The following is a 12,496-nucleotide window of genomic DNA, read 5'->3' as shown; positions in this document are numbered from 1 at the left end:
CCGCCAAGTTGACGCCTCGTAAACGTATCTACAACGCCTCATCCTCAGTTGCGGCGGATGATACAGGCAATGGGACGCTGCCCAACGACGCCGGATTATTCGAGGAAAATCTATACAGTCGCGATGCTGCCGCAAAAATACCGAAACCTGCGTCCTGGACATTCCCCAACTTCAACGTCCATGTCACACCTGTGGGAGTCATCGTTTGGGGGTTACCCCACCCAGGGGTCAAGGTGGCTCCAATTTCACTCGCTCCAATGCCACTCAGCCCCAACGCCACACCACGACCGACCATGTCGCTACCCACACCAGCCGGAATCAACTTGATGGTGTAGGTGCCTCCTCGACGGGGGAAAACCGTTTTCACGCCGATCGCCTCCGCCTTTGGATCGCCGGCGAATTCAAACTTGAGACCGGCCCACGGATCGTTCGCCAGTACCGTGACCTGGAACGGAGTGGATACCGATTCACCGTTATAGCGGTTCAGAAAGCTAGCGGTGACCACCAAGTCACCGGCACTTCGAGGTTGGTAGTCACACGGCGCCCAACCATCCTCTTCGGTCAGCGCTTCAAGGTCGGTCGTTCCCGGTCGTTCAAACTTGATCGGTGCGTCCATCACCGCTTTCGTAGTGTAAAAAGACCTCAGCCTTAATCCCAATCTGACGCTTTCATTGTTCGCCAGCACGGGATCCATAGCTGCTTGCCGCGCTGCCCACACGAGTAGTCGGTGATTGCCTAATGACATCTTGAGCGGGGTATAAACCAGTTCCAGCTCAGGGAAGAAGAGTTCAAGTGAAAACGATTCGACGCGACTGGCACTGACACAGTTCAATTCCCATTTATTGCCCGAGGGCTGAAGCTGTGCAACGTGCCCCAGATCGGGGTTAAAAATAATCCCGTATTTGCCCTCCGGCTCATTCTTCCAGCGTAAGGCCAACTGCAAACCGGATAGCGGGCTACTCGCCTTCGGGCGGAACCAAAGGTCATGCTGGGCACCAATACAAGGATAGGCACCGTTTTCACTGCCAAATCTCACTTCATCCAGCTCAAGGCTGCCTTCAGCGTCAATCGATCGGGACAACAAACGGCCTGGGACTGTCCAGGGGTCAAGCATGTCGCAACATACTTGCAGATCGTATCGGGCACTTTCAGTCGACGTGAACTCGACCTTCCAGCTCAATCCCTGATTCGTCAACTTGCGCTTCTGGTCCATAGGAGGGTCAGTCACAAGACCCAAGTCAGGATTAGTATCCGGCCAGTTCAGGTAAACCTCCTGATCGATTAACCCGTTACCGATGGGCATCAACTTCAATGTCCCCTCCTCGCCCATAAACGAGAAGATCCCGATCGCCCCAGGCTCTCTGTTGTTCAGGGTTAACGTGGCCAACTTGTTCCACGGGTCTTCCCCCACCACCGTGACACTGAAGGAGTGGTCGAAAGAACTGTCGTCATAGCGATTGACCACCTTGGCGACGACGTCGAAGGTACCTTCTTCGGTCGGGACAAAATCAAATTCACTCACCCCATCCGTACCGGTCGGCTTCGACTCATCGCCCGTGCTTGACATCCAAGTTACGTCAACCTCCCTAGCCTCGGGTACTCCCGCGATTTTTGACATCGCCTGAATCGCTAAGGGCAGTGGGATCGGGCTGTCCAGACTGGGAAAGCGGCTCGCCTCTTTCACCCAGCCTTTCTCCACCCAGTTGTGTGCCAGATTCAGCTCCATGAGCTTCGATCGCTCTTTGAGCCTGGAGCTTTCGAGTTGCAACGAGTACTGGCCATTTCTGATATCTGCGCAGTGCATTGCCCAACGCATGTTCGCTACCGAGAGCTCACGTGCCTCCTCCAATGGAGGGTCGAACGTCACACCCAGATACTCGGGAGAGTCGGGCGTGTCTTGCCAGAACAGGGCAACCGAAGTACCGAATATCGGGTTGTCGTCAGAAATCGATGTTATAAGCGAGTGTGCTCCCCCCCTGCACGGGAACAGCGTTTTGTCCCCCCAGATGACCGCCCCCAATTCATCGAGGTTAATGCAGACCTCCAGCCAGGGGTCTGTCTGGAGTGCCCATACGGCAAAGACATACTGGGCATTCTCGGGATGATAGTAGCTGTCTACCTTTGCAATGATTTGCTGATTACCCGACATATCAGGTGAATATTCAAAGCTGGCCTCACCGTTTTCATCCGTCTTGTCACAAAACAGCTCATCGTCACCCAGATACCAGCGCACCTCTCGCCCGGCCAGTGGCTGTTTGGTGTAGTGCGAAAGAACCCGTGCCGTCAGTGTGACCGACTGTCCGAGATCCATCACCGGGTAATAAGCCGCCTCCTGCACCGCAATGATGTCGAGGCGAAAGTGTCCGGAAAGGGTTTTGAGCTCATAAAGCTCGGCGGTGAACTCACTTTGGATACACAGGGAATGCTCGACCCCTTCCTCTTCGGGCAAGTCATCACAACTGAGTCGCCACGGATGCTCGATGGTCTGCTCACCTCCCGGTGATACGCTGATCGGCGCCCCCGGAACAGGAGTCTGGCCGTTTACCAGCAGCCCGACGTTTGTCCCCTTCCAAACACTGTCGTCAGCGGGTACCAGCGTCAGTACTGCCGCATTTTCATTCACCGCACCCAGGCATAACCGCAGAGGATCCGCCGCCTCCTGCGACACGCCGTTCAGGATTACCCGCTCCAGACGCAGATCCTCCAGCAGCAGTTCCACTTTGATCCGCGTGACCCGCAGCCCGCGGAGCATTCCGGGCCGGTCATTCTCGGGCGCACCGAAGCTGACAGTGACTTCAGCCTCGTCCGGCTCAAGCGTAATGAGGTATTCCCTCAACTCCAGCTGCAGATCTAGAGGTTCATCAGACTCCTGCACCTCTTGTTGTTCATCGTCAGGTTTGAGGGACGGAACCAAGTCGTACCTTTGCTCCCCACCTTTACCCGGACTCAGGCTCACCCAACACATCGCACCTTGTGTCGCCTGATAGTAAAAACTGACTCGGTAATCCGCCCTATCTTTGGCTGGCCGAGGCAGATCACGCAAGTGGATGGTCTGTTCAGCCTCACCTTCATTGACCACATGCAAGTGGGGAGTCAGTACTCCACCCCAAACCTCCCGTTTGATGGACACCTTGGACTCATCATTAACCGTCCAGCCAACGTCCAGACTCTCCAGGAGATCGCCATTGACAATGAAGTTGTGTTCGGCAGTAACCGTTTGCTGACTCATGCTGTCGTTCCTCAATGCAGACCAGGTCGTGTCGGAGGATGTCCACATCCGACGATGACAATCCTCAATCCCTGTTGGCGCTCATGGCTCAATCAACGCTACGGCTTGAGTTCATCTTCAACACCTTGGGCAAAGTCCGACCCACCGTCCTTTGCCGTGTACACCAGACGCACGATAATCTCGGTCAGCGACTGGAAGAGTGCCTGTTGAGGCGGTTCTTTATAACGAGGGAAAGACAACCGCCAGGACGACACGGCACCTGTACCTTCGAAGGAGCCATAGCGCCCGTTGTCCTCAAACACCCCGGCGGTGCCGTTATCGTCCAGGCCGTTGGACACACAGATCTGCTGATGAGGGCGCACATTGTTGATCACCCCCTGCGGCAGCGGATCGGCGGAGGGAGGCTTATGCAGATAGCGGACTGATTCGAGCGTCGGTTCGGTCGCTGTATGACTGCCTACCTGGATCAGGATGGCCCGAACATTTTCATAGGGTCCCAGCAAGGCAGGAAAGGTCAGCTCGACCGACTGGATCTGACGGCAATAATGCCCGGGGTAATCTTCGTCCAGCAGCTTCTGGGTAATCGAAAAATCCAGGCTGGCGCTTTCGCCCTTGAGCAGTTTCTCCCAATCTTCGGCCAGAATCAGCTGGCTCAGGGCAACGGTCTTTAGCAACGTCAGCCGTCGCTCATTGCGTTTGACATAGGCGGCTTCCAGCTTCAACAAGGCCAGTTTCAAAAACTCTGGAGCAGTCAGACCGTGGTAGGCATCGAGCCACAGATTCGGCTGGATAAAACGCTCCTTGTAATCGCCCATTTCATACTGCCAGCAGGTTTCGGCATTCAGGCAAATCGAAACCACCGCATCATAGGCCTGGAAGTACAGACTCTTCATTTGCCCCAACATCCAGCTGTACAACTGCTGGTTGGTGCTGCGGTTTTTAAAGAAGGTGTACAACACCTGTGCCTGGTTATTGGCGACCTCGGTTTGATGCAGGTTGGTTTCGGCGGCGTTGATCGCATGCTGCTGAGCCACAATCTGCGCCTGCAACGCAGCCGCTTCCAGATCGGCCTGGTCACGAGCCTGCACCCATTCTTCCTGCCGTCGCCGATACTGCTCGTTGGTCAAGGCTTCTTCGACTTCGATCAGCAACGCATTGGTGGCGATTTCAAAGCCACTGGCGATCGCATAGGGAATGGCCGCCAAACGATATCCGCCAAATGAAGTACCAAAGACATTGGGCAACACATCAAGAGCCGCGCCCACCGTCTGTGCTGATGTAGCACCCAGACCAATTCTTTTGGCCAGAACGGTTTTTTCCAACCCCTCTGATTCAGCGACCGAAACCCCTTCGCGGGCCAGCCTGTCGTAATGCGCTTTACGTTGATTCGCCATTGCTTTGCTTTGCTCCAGCGCCTCCCGGGAGGCCTGCATCTGCGCCAGCATTTCCTGCTGTACCGCTTTGGCGTAACTGCCGAGTTCGACCAGATGACTCTGCTGCAACTCGTTCAGCTCACAACGATCGCGCTGCTCCATGTACAGCCGGACCTGATCGGCAAAACCGGAAAGGGTCTGCACCGCACGTGATGCCAGCTCCAGCACGACACGGAAACGATATGGCACGACCTGCACCTGCCCGCCGGGGCTGCGTCCCTCTCCCAGGCCGCCCTGCGACTGCGCACGCAGAATGTCTTCGGGGCTGATGGGGGCATCGAACAATGGCAGGGACAACGGCTTGCCATCGATCGAGAGGTCGTTGCGCAGGTTGGACAGCCGCGACCGGAGCAACGCAAACAGACCTGTCACCTGCTCGCTGGCCGGTGGCGAAAACACACCGCTGCCCAGTAGACCGAATCGGGGCCGGGTTGGCATGCTCAACGGAAGTGTTTCAAGGTTGAAGTGGAACTCCTTTTCGAAAGCCTTGAGCGCCGTACGATCGGTGACGCTCTTAATCAGTTGGTTGAGGGTCTGGCGCTCCCATGTAGTCGCGGTGCGCAGGTCCGGCTCCTCGCCCAACATCGATAATGCGCGTACATAACAGAGCTTGGCCGCGCCCAGGCTGTCCCGGGACAGCTGGCGATACTGCCAGTCACCCCAGTCGATTGTGTTCTGAACGTAGCGCATGAAAATGGCGATTTGAAAATGAACAGGCCTGGTATAGCCGATGGCATCCGGATCGTAAGGCGAAAAGATTTCATAGGCCGGATTGACGGCATTGGCCAACGGGCGGCAACGCCAATAGGCCGGGGCCGGGATCACCTCGGGCTTGTCCGGATCCGCCAGGATTTCGCGGGCCATGGGGTCGAAAATGTATTCGATCCATCCCTGGGCCTCGCGGAAACGTCCTTCCTCGCTCAAACGCGACCCGACCAGATCCGGCACATGGAAAAACAACTCCCAGAAATAGCGACCATTACTACCCTCGAACGGCCCGGTCTGCTCGGACGTGTCATCGGGCATGGGCGGCTCTTCGACATGTTGAGTGACGTAATCCAGCACGGCATCGACCGAAATGCCGGCGCGCGCCACCAAGACCTTGCCGAAGAGTGAATTCAGGCGCACGTATTTGAGCGTCTGAGCCGAGTTGTTGAAACTCAGGAACTGTGCGCCGCTGGCATCACTTCGGTGCAGCGAGGGGATCGCCAACAGCCTTGAGGCGGTATTGAGCTTCACATCAAAGCCCATTCTTCCGTATCCGGGTGCTGCGTCCTCGACCCCGAAATGAAAGGAAATCGGTGTATCAATAGGGAAAGCGTTGGGTAATATTTTGGTTGCGTTACGCCGATAAGTGATCCAGGGCGTGCTGTAGTGACCGTCCAGCTCACCGGTTGCAACCCAGTCCGAGGGGTCGTCCACCGTTCGCGCATCAAACTTCAATTTGAACGGCACACCGGCATACAGAACCTTCGGCACGAGCTCGTTAGCCGGATTGTGCAAAGTCGGCCCCAATCCTTCGACCGAGAAGCCAGCTCCCGCCAGCACCGTTTCCGGCGAGCTATTCAACAGAGTCCTGAGTTGATCGTCGGGGACCACGACCTTACGGGTATAGACCCATTCGCCGGAGTCGACCGGCGTTTCTTCAAAATCGGCACCGGTGATTTTTTGCAGTTCATCGCCATTGAGCTTCAGCGAATAATCACCGACAGGTTTTGTCAGGGTGCTGAGGGTCATCGTAAGCGACTTGGCTCCGGCCTCGACCAGGCTGACTTCCACCTGCGCCTTATTGGCTGCACTCCCTTGCCAGCTGATGGACAACTGCCCCAGCACGCGGCTACCCTCGACGACCGCAGTGCACAGGCCGCGCACCCGCAACACATCCCAAACCTGACCGCTTTCGCCTGCTTCGCGAGTATGGATCGCCTCAACGAACAAGTGCTTGGTGATACTGCCCGAAACCTCGGTTTTGGGTTCGATGGTGACGGTCGAATGATCGATCGGAAGAATTTTATGTTGCAAGGCATCCCTGTGCCAGAAGCGGGCATAAGTCAGTTCCAGCATCGTCAGTCGATAGTTCGGCACCTTGCGAAACATCGCATCGCGAGTTTCGTGGATCTCGATCTCATGGGACATGGAGAGATCGCCCGATGAGTCATGGTTGGTGTAGCACACCGCCAATTGATCGTCCCGAGGATCGCCACCGCCCACATTCACCACAGTCAGCCAGCCATCGGATACGTCGTGCTCGCATTCACGCTGATGGATCGTAAAGGGTGGTGACCATTGGCCATTGAGTCCCGCGTAAGCGGTTTTGATTTCCAGCGCCCAAGGCACTTGAACCTGACCGTCCTGGTGCAGTTGCCGATCGCGCCACTCCACCCAGACCAGCAACAAGCGACCGGCAAAATACACCGGCCGCATATCCAGCACACGCCCTGTGGCGGCCGTGTCGATCGGCTGCCACTCGCTCCAGGCGGTGGGATTGAGCATCGGGCTGTCATTGTTCAGCTCTACTCTGGCCTGGCGCCAGAAAAAGCCGAAAGGCGGGGTGCGTTCCTTGCCCATAAAGTAATAGGTCGAGTCTTGAAAATCATTGCCGTCGACATAGGCGCTGATGATCTCCAGGTCACAGGTGCGCTGAAACGCCTGCAGGTACTCAAGCAACGCCGACTGCACAGAGCCGACGCTCAGACGCATCTGGTTAAGGGAGTTCTCCAGTGCCTTGAACAGCTCGGTCTTGTTCAGCCGCAACCCGGGAATAATGAACTCCTCGGGATAGTCGGCCAGCTTTTGGTAACCGGCCCAAGTACTGTAATGACTCAAGCGCTGGTACCACTCCTGCAAGTCTTCCTCATCGAAATAGGCATCCTCGTAGCCGGGCTCCATATCGTTGTAGACCGACTGAATCTGCTGCTGAAGACTCCTGACTGCTTTCGACAGCCAGGTGGCTTGGGGCTTGGGGCCGATTTGCGGGTCGAGTTTCAGGTATTCGTACAGATCCTCAAGCGTGCCAAGGGCCACCCGCCCCTGCCAGAGACCCTGCCCGATGATGAGTTCCGCCATGGCGGCGCAGCGCCGCTGGGCTAATTCAGGGATAAACACTGTGTCCATTTTCAGTCGTCCTGTTGTCGTGCTGTCGGCACTGGCCGTTCAGCGAAGAATCAAGGCACATACATCATTCGGGTATTCGAGGGTGCGGCTTATGATGGCGACCTGCTCACACTGCCATCCAGCGCCAGGCCTTCGTCCAGTTCGTTCAGGTACAGACCCAACGTAAAAGGACCACGCTTGTTGCCCTCGATGTTGATCTTCCAGACCATCGCCGAACCGCCGATCTCATATTCGTGCGCCAAAGGTGGGTCGAACGTCATCCCCAGCATGCCCGGGCGGGGATAGTCCGGCCGCGAACTCCAGCCAAGAGCGGCCTTTTTGCCGTGAATCACGCTGCTGGACGTGGAAATACGCAGCTCATAATTGAAACCTGTGTAGAACTTGAGCTCGCCAGAACCCGGAATGATCACTTCTTCTGCAAATGCAGGGTCATTGCTGCTTGTCAGAACCACCCGCCACGCAATGGCCGGGATCACCTCCACTTCGAAAACCTGTTCTTCCTCCTGACCGACAAGCATCTTCTTCGCGACAATTTGATACTTCCCGGCCTTGTCGGCCTGGAAAGCGAAGGTCGAACGCCCATTCAAGTCCGTGGCCAGAGTGACGACGGCCGGGAAACCCGTTCCGCCGGATGGCACCGTATCAACGGTCCATTCAATCGGCATCAGGGGTACCGCAGGCGCAAAAGACGTGGGCTGCTCCCTGATATCGACCCAGAACAGGCTCGGTTTCGAGGCCCCCGCCACCGGCAACCGCTGATCAGCGGAGTAATCCTGAATCACTGCGTCGGTCATGACCTGCAATACCAAGCTCATGACGCTGTCCGAGCCGTGCTGTACATAGACCGTCAGCGGGCCGGCTGTGATCGATTTCAACTCAACGGTGCAAAGCCCGAATTCATCGCTGATTGACGATATCTTGGTAGGTGCCAGGTCGGTCCACCATTGCACCGGTTTATCGGCCACCGGCAACCCATCGAGATCGACCACCTTGCACTGGACACTCAGCACACGCCCCTGCACTGCCGGAGAAATAGCGTAAGGGTGATCCTGCACGTGAGGCATGCCTTTAAACGTCACCTTGCCGTTGAACAGGGCCGTGGTCTCATTGTTCAGGTAGGTTACCGACACCTCGGTCTCCCCTGCCTCCTGGCTGGAGAGCCAGATGCGCGTGATACCGGCGTCATCGGTGAAGGTTTCACCCGGTTGGATATCCCCCAGGGTGGTGCGCCAGATGACCTGCCGACCCGCCCCGACATTACCGAACTCATCCACCAGCACCGCTTTGATTTCCACCTTCCCCAGACCTCCGGCCAGAATCGGTTCCTTGGGCAACGGCGACATCGACTCGGACGGGAAGTCGAGCGACTCTTCATCACAACCGATCACGACCGCCGGCGCATAGGCCGCTTCACGCAAATCCAGCCTGTAGGACACATAAGCGGTGCCCATCGTGGAACCTGCCTGCAACTGAACCGTGGTTTTCCCCTCGGCGTCAGTCCAGGTCAGACTCTCACGCAACAACCCCCGGGTGGTTAACCAGTGAACGGGCACTCCTTTGAGCGGATCGCCGTAGAAATCGAGCACCCAGCACTCGAACTCGACGTAGTCATGCGCCAGATTGGCAATCAAATGATTCGAATCGACCACGCAACGGAATGACACGCTCTGTCCGAGCTCACCCGACGTCTGAGCCACTCTCATCGCCTCGGGTTTGGCCATGGCTTCCAGCGCACGTTGTGAAGCGTCGGAGAACGCAGGCTGCAGCGACCTTGGGGCCAATCCTCCCAAAAGGAAACCGGTGGCCGCATCCAGGCCTTTTTTCGCCAGCTCCTGAGTGCGGATCAAGAGATCAAGCTGAGCCAGATTACACAGCACCGGATTGACCTTCGACACGCCATTGGCATCCACCGGCACCACCTCGGCCACACAGTCGAGTACGTGGCGTATTCCGCAACCTAGCAATGCCGCCAGTTTTTCCGCGGCGGCATCGCGCACCAGGCGCCGAGGGTCAGAATCAAGGTACTCCGGTAACTGATTGACCTGCTGCAAATAGTCCAGCACCTTGGCTTCGGGTTGCCGGGCCAACAGCAACAGTCTGGTGTAGAACACCAGGTAATACAGGGTTTTGATGGAGATTTCGTATCGACTCTCCAGGCTAAACCATTCGAACTGCTCCTGCGCCAACAGCGTGTTCAACATCTCGGCACTCAATCCCAGCCGGGTGACAATCCGGCTGCGCCGTTCCAGCTCAATCAACATTTTCAGGAAAGGATTGACCGGCTCTGGTTCAGGCGCAGTCCACTTGACTTTGACGCTCCCCAACTCTTGCGCCAAGGCGCGCTCAAGCAAGGTGTAAGCATCCCCCTGAGACCAGAACAGCACCCCGGGCACACAATCGGCGCGCAAATCCAGATACACCGCGAGTGCTTCATGCACCACCGCGTGCTGCTCGGCCCGGATCCGCAGCAGTACCGAGAGCAGCGTCTTACGGGCGTGGTCACGCGCCTCGTCGTCATTCGGATTGGGGATCATGCTCTGCACCGCGAGATTGATCTGCTCTGTGGCCCATTGCAGGAAGTTGAGTTCCGTCTCCTCGTAACGCCCCTTTACCAGCCCGGCCGGATCCACCAACACCTCGAGCGCTTTCAGCCAGTCCCCGGTCTTTTGCGGTGCACGCACGCCCTCTTCCAGCAGCAGCGCCTCCAGAAACAACACAGGCTGCACCTGTGTGTGCAATTGCCGGAGCAGGTTTTGCTGCACTTCAGTGGCGACTGTCGGCACGCTCACGGGACCGATGTGCTGCACCAGCCACAACACCGTCAAATCGTTGGTCTTGCACCATTGCACGCACTCCATCAGCGCCCGCATCACGTTCAGCACATCCGTTTCATCACCGCTGACAAAGCTGCCCAACCGAGGTTCGCCAGCCACTTCAGCCAGCCAGATATCTCCACCCAGCGTCTGCAGCAACGCCGTGGCTTCTACGGGTGTGACCCCGAACAGCCGTGCCAGCCTGACCAGTCGATAGAAACTGGAAAAAACAACCAGGCTGCGCGGCATGTGCGTCGTAAAAGCGTAAGCATTGGCAATGACCGTTGCCAGATAACGGTAGGTCTCGAAGTTAATTTGTAACGCAGAGCAAATCTGATGCACCGTGGCCTGGTCAACCTCGGAACGAGGGATAATCGCGAACTCGACGTTATCGATGCGCAACGCTTCGATGTAGACCGTTTGGCTGTTGTACACACGGTCGAAGTGAGAAAGCTCATGTTCCATCCCGTAGACCGACAGCACATCGATCATCGCTGCAAAGTCTTCGAGCGGGCATTGGTATTGTGCCCGGAACTCTTGAAACAGCCCCACCGCACGCAACACGTTGTCAGTGATCCACACAGCCGTATTAAGCTTGCCACGCCGCTCGGCATGATTTGCCGCCATCAGCAGTTGGTCGGTTTCACCACTGCTCAGCCCCAGCCATCGGTTCAGCCGACAGACACGGTTGATCCGATCCATCCGGTGTTCGTGGATGCCGCCCACATGCTGCAATTCAAAGTTGTCGGCCGGACCGGTGCGCTCCAATCTGATGGGGGGATTTTCTTCACCGTGGATAAAAGCTGCACCGAATATCGCCCCGGTCACCTCAATGTCCGGATCCACCAGTGCCGGGGCGTTTTCCGACAACAGCGGCATGTAGTCGCCAATGGCAAAGAGTGCTTCAACCCCTTTCTGATCCAGCTGTGTGGCCAGATAAAAGACCCACAACTGCTGCAAATCCAATAGGCCCATATAGCCGAAGTTGTCTTTATAGAAGTCACCCGATCTTCTGGGCAGCAACTTGCCTGACGTGACGGGAAAATATTCCGCCTCCAGCAACAAGGCCTGCCTGACTGAACCAAGCTCCAGCGAAAGACGAAGGGAGATATCGGACTTGCTGCCACGGGCGCGGGGATCGATGAAGTACGGAAAAGTCAGATCGACCAGGCGAACAATATCCCCCAGTGATTCATAACCGGCGAGTTTGAGCACCGCTTCAATACTCTGATAGTCCTGGTCGTGGGGAAGCCCATGGGGGTAACGAATGCTGCGCAGTACGGCATCGACATCCTCCTCGCCCAAGGCGTTGCTGATTTGCCCCGCTAGCACGCCCATCACGACCTCCAATGACGGCACGATACGATCCACAGTCAGGTGATCGATATAGGTCTTGCCCAAATCAGGCCGGCGTGTATCCAACAGCAATTTACTGTCCGGGCTACCGGACTCTTCAAGCTTGCTCACCCACTCACGCAGTTCGACCAGATAGGCCGTAGTCGAGTAGCTGGACTGAATCGAATTCTTCGGGCTACAGAGCGCATAGTTCGGGGAGAAAAGTTTGGAATAGGTGGGGCCCTGTACCAATGCACTCACTGGCGACACTGGCGAAAAATGCACACCAAGTGAGGGGCGCAAGCCCTCTTCCCTGAATTCCCGAGCGATGAGCGTTGCCAGAGCATTGGCCCGCGCAATCAATGCGTGCGCTTCCCGATGGTGCAGACCCAAGGCTTGCAAGCCACCGCCCCCCAGCTTCACCAGTTCGAAAACACTGGGATGTTGCTCGATGTAGGTATTGAACACGTTTAGCTCTGAGAGCCGCTCGACACCTAAGACAGCCGCCAGCAGTCGTTGGATGGGGCGTTCGGATTCCGTCATTTCGCGTAACTCCTGTAAACGATTCGGTA

3 protein-coding genes are annotated in these 12,496 nt (G+C 56.7%); all 3 read right to left on the bottom strand.

Features of this window, described 5'->3' with window-relative positions:
- Positions 1-28 precede the first annotated feature (28 nt).
- Positions 29-3,229, bottom strand: coding sequence for a hypothetical protein (locus FQ185_RS09675; RefSeq protein ID WP_149417242.1), 3,201 nt, complete (start codon positions 3,227-3,229; stop codon positions 29-31).
- Positions 3,230-3,327: 98 nt separating this feature from the next.
- Positions 3,328-7,776, bottom strand: coding sequence for a neuraminidase-like domain-containing protein (locus FQ185_RS09670; protein WP_149417241.1), 4,449 nt, complete (start codon positions 7,774-7,776; stop codon positions 3,328-3,330).
- Positions 7,777-7,865: 89 nt separating this feature from the next.
- Complete coding sequence (locus FQ185_RS09665; protein ID WP_149417240.1) at positions 7,866-12,467, bottom strand: Ig-like domain-containing protein; 4,602 nt, start codon at positions 12,465-12,467, stop codon at positions 7,866-7,868.
- Between the last annotated feature and the right edge of the window lie 29 nt (positions 12,468-12,496).

This window comes from Pseudomonas sp. ANT_H12B (assembly GCF_008369325.1).
Taxonomy (GTDB): Bacteria; Pseudomonadota; Gammaproteobacteria; order Pseudomonadales; family Pseudomonadaceae; genus Aquipseudomonas.
Note: the sequence above shows the minus strand (reverse complement) of the source record. Positions and strands in the feature narration are given on the sequence as shown.

Excerpts from the sequence above, each read along its gene's own strand:
- FQ185_RS09675 (WP_149417242.1), bottom strand. The coding sequence starts at position 3,229 with ATGAGTCAGCAAACGGTTACTGCCGAACACAACTTCATTGTCAATGGC.
- FQ185_RS09670 (WP_149417241.1), bottom strand. The coding sequence starts at position 7,776 with ATGGACACAGTGTTTATCCCTGAATTAGCCCAGCGGCGCTGCGCCGCC.
- FQ185_RS09665 (WP_149417240.1), bottom strand. The coding sequence starts at position 12,467 with ATGACGGAATCCGAACGCCCCATCCAACGACTGCTGGCGGCTGTCTTA.